The following is a 13,701-nucleotide window of genomic DNA, read 5'->3' as shown; positions in this document are numbered from 1 at the left end:
CGCATGACCGATCTCCCCACGCCCAGCGCCGGTGACGGCCTGCGACCGCAGTTGGCCGAACTGGTGGCCCTGCGTGGCCTGGCGCAGCGCCCGCCGGCGCCGCGACGCGGTCGCACCGGTCTTGCCGGGCAGGCACCGTCGCCGCTGCGCGGCCGTGGCATGGAATACGCCGAATCGCGCGAGTACGTGGCCGGTGATGATGCGCGCCATATCGACTGGCGGGTGACCGCCCGCAGCGGGCGCGCCCATACCAAGCTGTTCCAGGCCGAGCGCGAGCGGGTCACGTTGATCGTGGCCGACACCGCGCCGGCCCTGTATTTCGGCACCCGCGTGCGCTTCAAATCGGTGCAGGCCGCGCGTGCCGGCGCCATTGCGGCGTGGTCCGCGCAGCGCCGTGGCGACCGCATCGGGGCATTGCGCGGCAGCGATCGCGAACCGCCGGTGGCCCCCGCTGGCGGGCCGCGCGGTGTGCTGCGCGTGCTCGACGCGCTTACCCGCTGGTACGCGCAGCCGCCCGCCGACGATCTGGGCCTGGAGCGCGCGCTGGACCACGCCAGCCGCGTGCTGCGCCCCGGTGCGCGGCTGCTGGTGCTGGCCGATCCGCAGCAGGCCCTGCGCATCGCACCTGCGCGCTGGGGCGCGTTGGCGCAACACCATGACGTGACGTTGCTGCTGCTGGTGGATCCGCTGGAACTGCAGCCACCGTCGGCCGCGCTGCAGTTCCTCTCGCCACAGCAGCGGGTCAGCCTGGACCTGCGCCGCAGCGATGTGCAGGCGCACTGGCACGCCCATTTCGTCGCGCCGGTGGATGCGCTGCGACGGCACCTGGTGGCGCGCCGCATCGATGTGCAGATGCTCTCCACCGATGCCGCCAGCGATGCCTGGTTGGCGCCGGCCGTCACCGAGTTGCCGGCATGAGCGCCGCGCTGCCGCTGCGCGACGTCGCGCTGCCGCCCGCGCCGTCCTGGTGGCCGCCTGCGCCGGGTTGGCTGATGGTGATGGCCGCCGTGTTGGCGGTGCTGGCGGTCATCGTGGTGATCGTGGTCCGGCGTCACCGTCGCCGCCAGCGCTGGTTGCACGCCTTCGACACGGAACTACGGGCCGCCGCGAACGCTCCGGCCGAGCTGGCGGTGATTGCCGGTCTGCTTCGGCGTGCGGCACGCCAGGCGCAACCGGGCAGCGAAGCGCTGCAGGATGCGGCCTGGTGGACGCGCGTCGATCCGCACAACGCCTTGCCCGATGCGCAGCGCACCCTGCTGGCCGAAGGCCCATACCGTCCGCAGATAGAGGCCTCGCAACTGGACGACGTCCGCGCGTGGGCACGGCAGCGCTACGTGCAGCTGCTGCAGGAGCGCCGCCGATGAATCTGCTGGCCTCCTACTGGCCCTGGCCGGATCTGCAACTGGCGTGGCCGCTGGCGTTGCTGGCACTGCCGCTGCCGCTGCTGATGCACTTCTGGCCGCGCCGCGCATTGCCGGGCGCGGCGCTGCGCGTACCGTATGCCGCCGCCGAACTGCAGGCCCTGGCCGGTGGTGGGCGGGTGGATGCCTCGTGGCTGCGCACCCTGCTGCTGTGGCTGGGCTGGGCCGCGCTGTGCGTGGCGATGGCCCGCCCGCAGCAGCTGGGCGAAGCCATCACGCCGCCGCAGCAGGGCCGGCAGATGATGCTGGCCATGGACGTATCGGGCAGCATGAGCGAACCGGACATGGTGCTGGGCCCGCAGGCGGTGGAACGCCTGACCGCGGCCAAGGCGGTGCTGGCTGACTTCCTCGACCGCCGCGCCGGCGACCGCGTGGGCCTGCTGGTGTTCGGCGACCGCGCGTACACGCTTACCCCCATCACCGCAGATCTGGCCAGCGTGCGCGACCAGTTGCGCGACAGTGTGGTCGGCCTGGCTGGGCGCGAGACGGCCATCGGCGATGCCATCGCACTGGCGGTCAAGCGCCTGCGCGCGCAGCCGGAAGGACAGCGGGTGCTGATCCTGCTGACCGACGGTGTCAGCAATGCCGGCGTGCTGGAACCGCTGCGCGCGGCCGAGCTGGCCAAGGCCGAAGGCGTGCGGGTGCACACCGTGGCCTTCGGTGGCGACGGCAGCATGCGCCTGTTCGGTATTCCCATCGCCGCCGATCGCGACCCGGTGGACGAGGCCACGCTGCGGCGGATCGCCGAGCAGACCGGGGGCCGCTTCTTCCGTGCGCGCGATACCGACGAACTGGTGGGCATCTATGCCGAACTGGACCGGTTGGAGCCGATTGCCGGCAAGGGCCCGAGCACGCGCCCGCGCGACGAACGCTACGCCTGGCCGCTGGCCCTGGCGCTGTTGCTGGGTTCGCTGGCCTGGCTGTGGCCGGAGCGCCGCCGATGATCGCCCTGTCGTTGGCCCTGCCGGACTGGAACGCGCTGCATTTCCTGCGGCCTGATTGGCTGTGGGCGTTAGTGGCGCTGCCGGTGATCATCGCCTTCGCCCTGTGGCGGCAGCGCCGCAGCGAGGGCTGGCGGCAGGCGGTGGACGCGCATCTGCTGCCACACCTGCTGGCCACCGAAGGGCGCCGGCGGCTGCGGTTGCCGTGGGCCATCGTGTTGGGCTGGGCGCTGGCCGTGCTGGCCCTGGCCGGGCCCAGCTGGCGGCAACAGGCGCAGCCCTTGTTCCAGTCCAGTGCGCCCCTGGTGGTGGTGCTGGACCTGTCCAGCCGCATCACCGCGACCGATCTGCCGCCGTCGCGCCTGCTGCAGGCACGAGCCAAGATCGGCGCGTTGCTGCGGGCGCGACAGGGCGGGCAAGTGGGCCTGGTGGTCTACGCCGACGATGCCTATACGGTGGCGCCGTTGACCGATGATGTGGCCAACGTGGCGCTGTACCTGGATGCGCTGGCGCCGGATGTGATGCCGCGTGATGGCCAGCGTGCCGACCGCGGCATCGATTGGGCCACGCAGTTGCTGCGGCAGACCGGCGCGCTGCGCGGGCGCATCCTGCTGATCAGCGATCAGGCCAACGGCGAAGCGGCACTGGCCGCGGCGCAGGCGCGCGCACTCGGCCTGCAGGTGTCGGTGCTGGGTCTGGGCACGCCCGCCGGTGCCGCTTACCGCGACAGCAGCGGCCAGATCGAGCAGGCCGCGTTGGACGAAACCGGGCTGCGCGCGGTGGCCACGGCCGGTGGCGGTCGCTACCAGCGCATTGCCGCCGATGATCGCGACCTGCAGGCGCTGGATGTGCTGGACGGCAGCGGCGCGCAGGCGCAGGCGCGGCCCGGCCAGAGCCGGCAGTGGCAGGATGAAGGCTACTGGCTGCTGCCGCCGGTGATGCTGCTGGCGCTGCTGGCGTTCCGTCGCCGCGCGCTGCTGGCCGCCGTGCTGGCCGTGGGCCTGTTGCCGCTGAGCGGGCAGGTGCAGGCCGCTCAGCCTGCCGCTCCCAACCCTGCCCAGCACGGCACGCTGTGGCAGCGTAGCGACCAGCGCGAACACGAGCGCCTGGCCGATGGCGTGCAGGCGTACCACAACGGCGATTTCGCGGCGGCCCGACAGAAGTTCGAAGGCATCGACAGCGATGCCGGTTGGTACAACCTGGGTAACGCACTGGCACGCCAAGGCGACTATGACGGTGCCATCGCCGCCTATGACAAGGCGCTGGCCAAGCACCCGGGCATGGCCGATGCCGCGGCCAACCGCGCGGTGGTCGATGCCGCGCGCAAGCGCAAGCCGCCGCCGGGCAAGAACGAGGGGCAGGGCAAACAGCCGCCGAAGTCGCAGAACCCATCGCAGCCAACCAAGCCGTCGCAGGGCCAGCAGGGTCAACGAGACCAGCAGGGTCAACAAGGCCAGCAGGGCCAGCAGGGCCAACCGCAACGTCCGCAGGACGGCAAGCCGGGTGAGCAGCAGGACGGTTCGGGCGCGGGCAATTCACAGCAACCGCCACAGTCTGCCGACGCCAAGGCGCAGGCGCAGGCCGATGCCCAGCAGCGCCAGCGCATGCAGCAGTCCCTGCAGCAGGCGCAGCGCGCCGACCAGGCCGGCAAGGTCGCCGCACGCAGCGACGGCCGCACCCCGCAGCAGCGCGAGGAGCAACAGGCCGTGGAAGCGTGGATGCGCCGCGTTCCCGATGATCCGGGGGCGCTGCTGCGCACCAAGTTCCAGTTGGAAAACGAACGTAGAAAGAGGGAAGGGCGATGAAGCGCAAGGCGCGCGTGCATGAACGTTGGGCATTGCCGGCGCTGGCCCTGTGGCTGTTGTGGCTGCCGCTGGCCGCCATGGCCCAGACCCGTGCGTGGCTGGAGCCGGACACCATCGCCGCCGGCGACTCGGTCACCCTGAATGTGGAAACCGACCAGGGCACGCCCGACTACACGCCGCTGAACGTTGATTTCGCGCTGGGCGCACAGAGCAGCAGCCGCCAGGTGCAGTGGAGCAATGGCGGCATGCAGCGCCGCGATGTGTATACGGTGCTGCTGACGCCGCGCCGCACCGGCGTGCTGCAGGTGCCCTCGCTGCAGGTCGGCGCCGCGCGTACGGTGCCGCTTACCCTGCAGGTGAATGCCGCCGCGGTGGCGACAGCGCAGACCAATGCCGCCGCCTTCGTCGAAACCGAAGTGGACGATGACACGCCTTACGTACAGCAGAGCGTAGGCGTGGTGGTGCGGCTGTACTTCGCCTCGCAGCTGGCTTCGGGCGAGCTGGTGCTCGATACACCGCAGGGCGCATCGCTGCAGCGGGTGGGCGAGGACCGCACCGACGTGCGGCAGATCAATGGCCGTCGCTACAACGTTGTTGAGCGGCGCTTCCTGCTCATTCCCGAACGCAGCGGTGCGCTGCGCCTGCCGGGCGCACGCTTCAGTGGCCGCAGCGCGGGCGGTTTCTTTGACGATTTCTTCGGCAACGGGGGCGATGGCCGCATGAATGCCGTCGCGCCCGAGCGCACCCTGCAGGTGCGCGAGCAACCGGCGCAGGCGCCACAGCCGTGGCTGCCGCTGCACGGCCTGCAGCTGCGCTATACCAGTGCGCCGAACACCGCGCGTACCGGCGAAGCCGCCACCGTGGTGGTTGAAGCGGTGGCCAACGGGGCCACGCGCGCGCAGTTCACCGACCTGCCGGTGCCCGACCTGGGCGATGCGGCGCAGGTGTTCGCCGAACCGGCGCAATACGATGAAACCTTCACCGGCAGCACGCCCCGGCTGAAGATCACCCGCCGCTATTCGATCGTGCCGCGCACGCCGGGCGAACTGCTGGTGCCCGGGCCCAATGTGGCCTGGTGGAACGTGGACAGTGGTACGGCGCAGCAGGCGCGCCTGCCCGAACTGCGCCTAGCGGTCAGCGCCGGGCGTGGCGGGGTGCCCGCACCGCAGCCCATCGACACGCAATCGGCCTTGCCTGGCCAGGATGCGACCCCGACGGCGCAGACGGCACTGGCCGCGACGGCGCGCGCGGTGCCGGCATGGCCGTGGGTGGCCGCCGTGGTGGGGCTGGTCGTGCTGTGGCTGCTGACCCTGCTGTGGGGCTGGCGGCGTGGCCGCAGGGCAGCGGCGCCTGCCGGTGCAGCGGCGGGCACGGCGGCATCTCCGGTCCGCCACGGGGGCGGCAGCACGGCCGACCTGCGCCGCGCGCTGGATGCCGACGGCTTCGACCAGGTAGAAGCACAGCTGTGCGCGATGGCCGGCGTGGAGCGCCTGGAGCAGGTGATCGATCGCCTGGCCGACACCGAACAGCGCCAGGTGCTGCGGGACCTGCAGCAGGCGCGCTGGGGCGGGCAGGGCGAACTGGGCGCGCTGCGGGCCCGCCTGCGGGTGGCCTTCCGTGCCGGGCCGCACTGGTCGGCCCCGCACGCGGACGGCGACACTGGGCTGGCGCCGCTGTACCCCACGCGGCAACCCTGAACCAGCGCGGCCGGCGCGCTTTGTTAGAGTAGATTCATTTTTCGAGGAACCCCGCATATGACAGCAGCTGCTGCCGGCAAGAAGAAGTTGCCCCTGCACTGGAAGATGGGCATCGGCTTCGCGATCGGCCTGGTCCTGGGACTGATCGTGCACGCCCTGGGTGGCAGCGTGGAAGGCCTGCAGACCGGCGCCAAGTGGGTGATGGACTACATCACCACGCCCGCCTCGGGCCTGTTCCTGAACCTGATCTTCATGCTGATCGTGCCTCTGATCTTCTCGGCACTCATCATGGGTGTGTCGGAAATGGGCGATATCCGCGCGCTCGGCCGCATCGGCTGGAAGACCCTGGCCTACACCGTGCTGCTGTCCGGTATTGCCGTGGGCATCGGCCTGGTGCTGGTGAACGTGCTCAAGCCCGGCGCCGGCGTGGACCCGCAGACCGCCGCACTGATGCTTTCGGAGAACGCCGAGCGCAGCAAGGAAATCGTGGCCGGCATCCATGGCACGCCCAAGGGCATGGACATGCTGCTGTCGATCGTGCCCAGCAACGTGCTGCAGGCCGCTTCGGACAACGGCGCCATCCTGTCGCTGATGTTCTTTGCGCTGATGTTCGGCATCGGCATGGTGCTGACCGACGATGAGAAGGTTGCGCCGCTGCGCCGCGCCATCGAGGGCGTGTTCGAAATCTCGATGACCCTGATCAACCTGGTCATCCGCCTGGCCCCGTATGCGGTGGCATGCTTCATGTTCAACCTGGCCGCACTGTTCGGCTTCGAGCTGATCATCCGCCTGGGCGCCTACGTGGGCGTGGTGGTGCTGGCCCTGGGCCTGCACATGGTGGTGACCTACGGTACCGCCGTGTGGCTGTCGGGCCGTTCGCCGCTGTCGTTCTTCCGCGATACCCAGGAAGCGACGGTGATGGCCTTCTCCACCGCCTCCAGCAACGCGACCCTGCCCACCGCCCTGCGCGTGGCCGACCAGATGGGCCTGCCGCAGCGCGTGTCGCGCTTCGTGCTGACCGTGGGCGCCACCGCCAACCAGAACGGCACCGCGCTGTTCGAGGGCGTGACGGTCATCTTCCTGGCCCAGTTCTTCGGCGTGGACCTGAGCATCGGCCAGCAGATCATGGTCATGGCCGTGTGCATCCTGGGCGGCATCGGTACGGCCGGCGTGCCGTCCGGCTCGCTGCCGGTGGTGGCGATGATCTGTGCCATGGTCGGGGTGAACCCGCTGGGCATCGGCCTGATCCTGGGCGTGAACCACTTCCTGGACATGTGCCGTACCGCCCTGAACGTGACCGGCGACCTGGCCCTGACCACCCTGGTGGCCAAGGGCGAAGCGCACGATGGCCCGGAGCCGGCAGCGCCGCGCGATTGAACGCGCCCTGAATGCCATGGATACTATCCCGACGCATGGAAGGCGTCGGGATTGGCGCCGTGCGAACGGGAGCAGAAATGAGGATTTCGTACGTGATGGTCGCCGCCCTGGGCCTGCTGGCCTTCGACGCCAGTGCCCAGAAGGCCTGTGAAACCAACTACACCAAGACCGGCAGCTTCTTCGCCGGGCGCACCTTCACCACCTGGGACGTAGTGCCCAACGCGACCCCGGCTGACGCGCTCAAGCGCATCCAGATCGAAGGCGTGAAGTCGGGCCTGAAAGTAGCCACCGTGGACAAGGACCTGGGCATGCTCACCATGGAGCAGAACGTCCAGTTCAACGGCGGCCAGACCACCCTGCCGTGGAACGTGCTGATCGAGGCCGAGGGCAAGGGCTCGAAGATCACCGTGACCAAGACCACCCCGGCCACCTACGCCACCGGCGAGGACTTCCAGAAGAAGTCGATGTGCGCCGTGATCGAGGCCGCCGCCCCGAAGTAAGCGGCGGGCGGGGCCAGATCCCTTTCTCTGGCAAGGGATCTGGCCCTACGCCTGAACCCGGCCCCGGGTCTGTGGGACAATGGGGGGCCCGCACGTCCGCGGCCGCCTCCCGATTCCGACAGAACCATGACGCAGCCTACCCGTCGCCAGTTGGCCAACGCCATCCGCTTCCTTGCCGCCGATGCGGTTGAAACCGCAAAGTCCGGCCATCCCGGCATGCCCATGGGCATGGCCGATATCGCCGAAGTCCTCTGGAACGACTATCTCCGGCACAACCCGAACAACCCGCAGTGGTTCAACCGCGACCGCTTCGTGCTGTCCAACGGCCACGGCTCGATGCTGCAGTACGCCCTGCTGCACCTGAGCGGCTACGACCTGCCGATCGAACAGCTCAAGCAGTTCCGCCAGCTGGGCAGCCACACCGCCGGTCACCCGGAACGCCACGAGACCCCGGGCGTGGAAACCACCACCGGCCCGCTGGGCCAGGGTTTCGCCAACGCCGTGGGCTTTGCCCTGGCCGAGAAGCTGCTGGCACAGCGCTTCAACCGCCCGGAGCTGGAAATCGTCGACCACCGCACCTGGGTGTTCATGGGCGATGGCTGCCTGATGGAAGGCGTTTCGCATGAAGCCGCTTCGCTGGCCGGCACCTGGGGCCTGCACAAGCTGGTCTGCTTCTGGGACAACAACCACATCTCCATCGACGGCAACGTCGAAGGCTGGTTCACCGACAACACCCCCGAGCGTTTCGAGGCCTACGGCTGGAACGTGGTGCGCGATGTCGACGGCCATGACCCGGAAAGCATCAAGGCCGGCATCGAGGCCGCGCTGTCGCAGAGCGACAAGCCGACCCTGATCTGCTGCCGCACCACGATTGGTTTTGGTTCGCCGAACAAGGCCGGCAAGGAATCCAGCCACGGCGCGCCGCTGGGCAAGGACGAACTGGAAGCCACCCGCAAGCAGCTGGGCTGGAACTACGGTCCGTTCGAGATTCCCGAAGAGATCTACGCCGGCTGGCGTGCCGGCGGTACCGGCACCCTGCGCCAGGCTGAGTGGGAACAGCAGTTCGACAAGTACGCCGCGCAGTTCCCGGCCGAAGCCGCCGAACTGACCCGTCGCTCGCACGGCGAATTGCCGGCCGACTTCGTCGCCAAGGCCGATGCCTACATCGCCCAGGTGGCCGCTGAAGGCCCGACGATCGCTTCGCGCAAGGCCTCGCAGCTGGCCATCGAAGCCTTCGCCCCGCTGCTGCCGGAAATGGTCGGCGGGTCGGCTGACCTGGCGCACTCCAACCTGACCCTGTGGAAGGGCAGCAAGTCGGTCGCCAGCGACGACGCCAACGCCAACTACGTGTACTACGGCGTGCGCGAGTTCGGCATGACCGCCATTGCCAACGGCCTGGCTCTGCACGGTGGCTTCATTCCGTTCGATGCCACCTTCCTGGTGTTCAGCGACTACGCCCGCAACGGCGTGCGCATGAGCGCGCTGATCCCGGCCCATGCCATCCACGTCTACACCCACGACTCGATCGGCCTGGGCGAAGACGGCCCGACCCACCAGCCGGTGGAACACCTGGCCTCGCTGCGCTACATCCCGAACAACGATGTGTGGCGTCCCTGCGATGCGGTGGAGTCGGCGGTCAGCTGGAAGGCTGCGATCACCCGTCAGGATGGCCCGAGCTGCCTGGTGTTCAGCCGCCAGAACCTGCCGCACCAGCCGCGCGATGCCGAGCAGATCGCGCAGATCGAACGCGGCGGCTACGTACTGGCCGATGCGGCCGGCACCCCGGACGTGATCCTGATCGCCACCGGTTCGGAAGTGTCGCTGGCCACCGAAGCCAAGGCGCAGCTGGATGCCGCCGGCCTGAAGACCCGCGTGGTCTCCATGCCGTCCACCGACGTGTTCCTGCGCCAGGATGCGGCCTACCGTGAATCGGTGCTGCCCAACGCCGTGCGCAAGCGCGTGGCGGTGGAAGCCGGCGTCACCGGCTTCTGGCGCCAGTTCGTCGGCCTGGACGGTGCCGTGATCGGCATCGACACGTTCGGCGCCTCGGCCCCGGCCGACAAGCTGTACCAGCACTTCGGCATCACCGCCACGCACGTGGTGGAAGCGGCCAAGGCGCTGTAAGCCGCGTCGCGAAGCAGAAAGGGAAAGGCCGGCGCAAGCCGGCCTTTCTTGTTTTCCGATCGGCACTGACCGCCGTGTCGATGTCGATGACGCGATGGCCTCTTCCGCCGGTACGGCGAACTCTGCAATAACAGTGCGATGTCAGGGGTTGCCTGATGGCTGGACCGAGGATGCCCGATGCCGCTGCATGATCCGCCCCATCCTGGGGAAGCGCTACGCGAAGACATCCTGCCGACGATCAAGATGTCCATCAGTGCGCTCGCGCACCACCTCGGGTACTCACGTGGGCAGTTGTCGACGGTCATCAACGGCCATGCAGGCATTTCTGCCGAGCTGGCGTACCGCTTGGAACTGGCCGGTCTGGGAAATGCCCGGATGTGGTTGGCGATGCAAGCGGCCTACGATCTCTGGCAGGCAGAACATCGCGAACATCCTGCGATCGCGCGTCTCGATCTCCCCGAAGCATTGAACCGCCCGCAGTAGATCCACGCCATGCGTGGATGAACGCTACATCGCCTCGCGCACATCCATCAATGCAAACCCCAGCAGGTTCAGCCCGCGCCACTGCGCCGGGTTGTGCGCGTCGGCGTGGTCCTTGGCCAGGCCGATGCCCCAGATGAAATCGACCGGGCTGGCTTCGACCAGCACCCAACTCGCCGTGGCGCGCAGGAAGGCGCCCAGTTCGGGGTTCTGGCTGAACTTGGCGCGGTTGCCGGCCACCACCAGGTCGTAGCGTGCCTGCACCCAGCGCGCTTCATCGAAGCCTTCGATCTGGCGGCCCAGCGCCTTGGCCTTGTCCGGCGTGGCGCTGGCGATGATCTTTTCGAGCAGGGCGGTTGCGCCGAACAGCCGCGCCTTGCCGGCCATCATGTAGTGCTCGGCGGTGCGGTAGTGCACGCCATCGATGTCGAAGCCGGCGTCGTACCACTGGCTGAAGCAGGATGCGGACACGCCGCTACGCGGTGGCTGGTGGCCCCAGAAACACAGATAGCGCAGGTCTTCGCCTGCGGCCTGGCGTTGCTGCAGGTCGTGCAGGAAACGGGAATCGTCGTTCATCGGCACAGCATAGCGCGCCGCTGCAGGCTGGTAGGTGCCAACTTTGGTTGGCACAGAAGATGTTCCGCCGGGAATGGCCCGGCGCTACCGTTCCGCAGGGCATGCCTCGGCGCCACCGTACGCGCGATTACGCGGTACGCGCCAACGCCAGCCGCAGCAGCCGCGCGTTCAAGCGCTCGCCGAAATCCTTCGGCGCCTGCAGCCCCATGCGCTGCAGATACACCGCATCGCCATCGCCGGCCGGCTGGCGCAGCGCGTCCCACACCGTGCGCAACGTCGCGCCGCGTGTCTGCGTATTGGCCTTCAGCCAGCCCAGCGCCTTCACCAACACCTGTTCGATCTCGTTGAAATCACTGCCGAGCGGGTAGTCGGGCAGGGTGCCGTCACTGCGGAAGGGCGCCAGTGCCGCTGCCAACGCGGCAGGCGTGTTGCGCTGCAGTCGCTGCGGATCCGGCTGCTGCGCGGCACGCAGTTTTCGTGCGGCGTGCGCCTGCTGCAGCAGCCCCGCCTGGAACGGCGCTTCGGTAATGGCGGTCATCGCCTGCACGCAGTCCTCGTCGGTCAATCCGCGCAGATCGGCAATGCCGTACTCGTTCAGATAGATGTCGCGCAGGTGCCGAGGAATGGTGGTATGCCCGTAGTTCCAGCGCACGTTCGATGCGCGCTGGCCCTTGTCGTCGCGTGCGGCGCGGAACATCAGCACGCTGCGTGCTTCCGGCAAGGCATGGGCCATGGCCACGAAGTTGTACTGCCCACCCACGCCCGAGACCACGCGCCCATCGTCCAACGCGTCGGATACGGCAGCGCCCAGCGCGGTGGCCATCATGCAGGAATTGAAGAAGCGCGCATGGCGGCGCTGCAGGCGCTCCAGCGTCTCGTTGCCACCATAGAGCTGGTTGATCTCGCTGATGCGGCGCATGCCGATCGCGCGGCATTCGTCTTCGGGCAGGGTGCGCAGCCATTCGTAGAATTCCGGCGAACCCAGGTAGAACGCGCCGTGCAGGTATTCACCCTCGGCAGCCAGCGTGGCGTGGTCGATCGACAGCGTGCTGCCGTTTTCGATGCGCTGCATCAGGGCCAGGTCGTCGTGCACCTTGCGCTTGATCACCCCGGTCTGCACCAGCCGGCGGAAGCCTTCATTTAGCATCTCGCTGCAGCCATACAGGCCGACCTCGAACGGCTCCAGCCCGCCGATTTCCTGCACCAGCGGATGGCTGGCCAGCTGCGGGTCCAGCGCATGCAGCACGCGGCGGTAGCGCGCATTGTCGGTATGGCGCAGCACCAGCGCGTGGCTGAGTGCATCGGCCAGGGTGCCGATGCCGATCTGCAGCGTGCCGCCATCGCGCACCAGGGTGCTGGCGTACAGGCCGATGGCGTAGTCGGCGTCGGCCACCGGCTGCCGCGGCAGGCCGAACAGCGCAGGGTAAGGCGGCGGCGGAGTGATCACCAGGTCGAAGAAGGACACATCCACCGTGGCCGAACCGCCCAGGTAGGGCAGCTGCGGATCAATCTCGGCCACCAGCAACGGGCGCGGCAGGCCGCGTGCGGCCATCGCATCCAGCGTGTCCTGGGTGATGTCGTTGTTGCAGGACAACGACAGCCGGCGATCATCCGGGCGCATGGCCACTTTCTGTACGATCACCTGCGGCGCGCGCTGGGCCACCGCATCGGCCGCGTGCGTGTAGTTCAGGCTGGTATAGCTGGACTGCGCCTGCCGCGACCCCAGCAGCGCGCCGGACTGCATGTAGAACTCTTCCACCTGCACATGCGCCGGCAGCGCATCGCGGGCGATGGCATCGGCGTAAGCCAGGCGCGGGAAATCCTCGCCGAAATGGCGCTGCACGAACGGCGCCATGAAGCGCGCCTCCAGGCCATCGCCGCGCGCCTTGGGCGGGTTCAGCGACAGCGCGGTGTACAGCTGCAGCGGCCGCGACGGATCCGCCTCCACCCGTGCATACAAGGCATTCAACAGCCGGTGCGGCTTGCCCAGCGCCAGCGGCGCCCCCACCCGCAGCGGCCCGTCCACGCGCGCGAACAGCCAATCAACGGCGGCGTCCAGGTCGGTCAGGTGTTCGGTCATGCGGCAAGGTCCTGCGTGCGGGGGAGTGCGGGCATTACAGCATGTCGGGCTTGAACCGCCGTCGACGCGAGACTTCGGCACCGGACAGCATGAACTGGCCATCGCCGCGATAGTGGAACGTGCGCGGAAGCTTCGGCCGCGGCGCCACGTGCGCGCGCACGATTTCCCAGATGAAGAGATTGCTCGACTGCACCTGGCTGTCGTCGTACAGGCGGCATTCGAAGCAGGAATGGCACTGGCCCACCAGCGGCGCGGCCACGTCGCGCGCTGGCAGCGCGTCCAGCCCGAAGTGGGCGAACTTGTCGAGGTCACGGCCGCTGCAGTTGCCGATGTCCACCACCGTGTCCAGCAGATCCACGCCAGGCACGTTGATCACGCATTGGCCGCTGTCCCGGGCCAGGGCGAAGCTGTGGTTCTCGCTCCACAGGTAGGTGGCCACCAGCGACGGCGAGAAACCCACCACCATGTGCCAGCCCATCGTCATCAGGTTGCGGTGGCCCTGCGCCGCGGTGCTGACCAGCACGATCGGCCCCGGTTCCAGGTACCGGCGTGCGTCCTCGACGGGGTAGTCCTTCTTGCGCAGCGGCTTCATGCAGGCTCCGTGGGCGGTGGCTTCGATGCTGGTCCGGGGCAGATGAACCGCATGTCGAGGGGCTTGACAGCCGGGTCGATTACGCGCGTAATCGAATTGTCGATTACG

General features: G+C 68.7%; 12 protein-coding genes. 9 read left to right on the top strand and 3 right to left on the bottom strand.

Annotated features, from left to right (window positions below; all coding sequences use genetic code 11):
- The first annotated feature begins 3 nt into the window (after window positions 1-3).
- The 9 genes from C1922_RS17615 to C1922_RS17575 all read left to right on the top strand — a co-directional run bounded on the left by C1922_RS17615 (window position 4) and on the right by C1922_RS17575 (window position 10,348).
- Window positions 4-918, top strand: coding sequence for a DUF58 domain-containing protein (locus C1922_RS17615; protein WP_108750956.1), 915 nt, complete (start codon window positions 4-6; stop codon window positions 916-918).
- A complete protein-coding gene (locus C1922_RS17610; protein ID WP_108750955.1) occupies window positions 915-1,364 on the top strand; it encodes a DUF4381 family protein in 450 nt (149 codons plus the stop codon). Before C1922_RS17615 ends, C1922_RS17610 begins: the two co-directional genes overlap by 4 nt.
- A complete protein-coding gene (locus C1922_RS17605; protein ID WP_108750954.1) occupies window positions 1,361-2,365 on the top strand; it encodes a VWA domain-containing protein in 1,005 nt (334 codons plus the stop codon). Before C1922_RS17610 ends, C1922_RS17605 begins: the two co-directional genes overlap by 4 nt.
- Window positions 2,362-4,167 carry a VWA domain-containing protein gene (locus tag C1922_RS17600; protein WP_108750953.1) on the top strand — a complete coding sequence of 602 codons (1,806 nt, stop codon included), beginning with the start codon at window positions 2,362-2,364 and terminating at the stop codon, window positions 4,165-4,167. The genes C1922_RS17605 and C1922_RS17600 overlap by 4 nt, the downstream gene beginning before the upstream one ends.
- Complete coding sequence (locus C1922_RS17595) at window positions 4,164-5,864, top strand: BatD family protein (protein ID WP_108750952.1); 1,701 nt, start codon at window positions 4,164-4,166, stop codon at window positions 5,862-5,864. Before C1922_RS17600 ends, C1922_RS17595 begins: the two co-directional genes overlap by 4 nt.
- A gap of 57 nt (window positions 5,865-5,921) precedes the next feature.
- Window positions 5,922-7,241, top strand: a complete 1,320-nt coding sequence (locus C1922_RS17590) for a dicarboxylate/amino acid:cation symporter (protein ID WP_108750951.1) — start codon at window positions 5,922-5,924, stop codon at window positions 7,239-7,241.
- A 77-nt stretch (window positions 7,242-7,318) separates the two neighbouring features.
- On the top strand, window positions 7,319-7,741 hold the full coding sequence (locus C1922_RS17585) for a hypothetical protein (RefSeq protein WP_233614725.1): 423 nt from the start codon (window positions 7,319-7,321) through the stop codon (window positions 7,739-7,741).
- 126 nt (window positions 7,742-7,867) lie between these two features.
- A complete protein-coding gene (gene tkt, locus C1922_RS17580) occupies window positions 7,868-9,865 on the top strand; it encodes a transketolase (protein WP_108750949.1) in 1,998 nt (665 codons plus the stop codon).
- A gap of 177 nt (window positions 9,866-10,042) precedes the next feature.
- Entirely contained in the window at window positions 10,043-10,348 is a 306-nt protein-coding gene (locus tag C1922_RS17575) for a HigA family addiction module antitoxin (protein WP_108750948.1), read from the top strand.
- A 24-nt stretch (window positions 10,349-10,372) separates the two neighbouring features.
- Here C1922_RS17575 and C1922_RS17570 read toward each other — a convergent pair whose 3' ends face one another.
- The 3 genes from C1922_RS17570 to C1922_RS17560 form a co-directional block, all read right to left on the bottom strand.
- Window positions 10,373-10,921, bottom strand: a complete 549-nt coding sequence (locus C1922_RS17570) for an NADAR family protein (RefSeq protein WP_108750947.1) — start codon at window positions 10,919-10,921, stop codon at window positions 10,373-10,375.
- Window positions 10,922-11,048: 127 nt separating this feature from the next.
- A complete protein-coding gene (locus C1922_RS17565) occupies window positions 11,049-13,001 on the bottom strand; it encodes an acetyl-CoA hydrolase/transferase C-terminal domain-containing protein (RefSeq protein WP_108750946.1) in 1,953 nt (650 codons plus the stop codon).
- 34 nt (window positions 13,002-13,035) lie between these two features.
- Window positions 13,036-13,593, bottom strand: coding sequence for a flavin reductase family protein (locus C1922_RS17560; protein WP_108750945.1), 558 nt, complete (start codon window positions 13,591-13,593; stop codon window positions 13,036-13,038).
- Between the last annotated feature and the right edge of the window lie 108 nt (window positions 13,594-13,701).

Origin of the sequence: Stenotrophomonas sp. ZAC14D2_NAIMI4_7, from assembly GCF_003086675.1 — a bacterium.
Taxonomy (GTDB): domain Bacteria; phylum Pseudomonadota; class Gammaproteobacteria; order Xanthomonadales; family Xanthomonadaceae; genus Stenotrophomonas.
The sequence above is the reverse complement of the archived record's forward strand: the minus strand, read 5'-3'. Positions and strand labels throughout refer to the sequence as shown.

What these genes read in the sequence shown, in the direction of transcription:
- C1922_RS17615 (WP_108750956.1), top strand. Translation starts at nt 4, where the DNA reads ATGACCGATCTCCCCACGCCCAGCGCCGGTGACGGCCTGCGACCGCAG.
- C1922_RS17610 (WP_108750955.1), top strand. Translation starts at nt 915, where the DNA reads ATGAGCGCCGCGCTGCCGCTGCGCGACGTCGCGCTGCCGCCCGCGCCG.
- C1922_RS17605 (WP_108750954.1), top strand. Translation starts at nt 1,361, where the DNA reads ATGAATCTGCTGGCCTCCTACTGGCCCTGGCCGGATCTGCAACTGGCG.
- C1922_RS17600 (WP_108750953.1), top strand. Translation starts at nt 2,362, where the DNA reads ATGATCGCCCTGTCGTTGGCCCTGCCGGACTGGAACGCGCTGCATTTC.
- C1922_RS17595 (WP_108750952.1), top strand. Translation starts at nt 4,164, where the DNA reads ATGAAGCGCAAGGCGCGCGTGCATGAACGTTGGGCATTGCCGGCGCTG.
- C1922_RS17590 (WP_108750951.1), top strand. Translation starts at nt 5,922, where the DNA reads ATGACAGCAGCTGCTGCCGGCAAGAAGAAGTTGCCCCTGCACTGGAAG.
- C1922_RS17585 (WP_233614725.1), top strand. Translation starts at nt 7,319, where the DNA reads ATGAGGATTTCGTACGTGATGGTCGCCGCCCTGGGCCTGCTGGCCTTC.
- tkt (WP_108750949.1), top strand. Translation starts at nt 7,868, where the DNA reads ATGACGCAGCCTACCCGTCGCCAGTTGGCCAACGCCATCCGCTTCCTT.
- C1922_RS17575 (WP_108750948.1), top strand. Translation starts at nt 10,043, where the DNA reads ATGCCGCTGCATGATCCGCCCCATCCTGGGGAAGCGCTACGCGAAGAC.
- C1922_RS17570 (WP_108750947.1), bottom strand. Translation starts at nt 10,921, where the DNA reads ATGAACGACGATTCCCGTTTCCTGCACGACCTGCAGCAACGCCAGGCC.
- C1922_RS17565 (WP_108750946.1), bottom strand. Translation starts at nt 13,001, where the DNA reads ATGACCGAACACCTGACCGACCTGGACGCCGCCGTTGATTGGCTGTTC.
- C1922_RS17560 (WP_108750945.1), bottom strand. Translation starts at nt 13,593, where the DNA reads ATGAAGCCGCTGCGCAAGAAGGACTACCCCGTCGAGGACGCACGCCGG.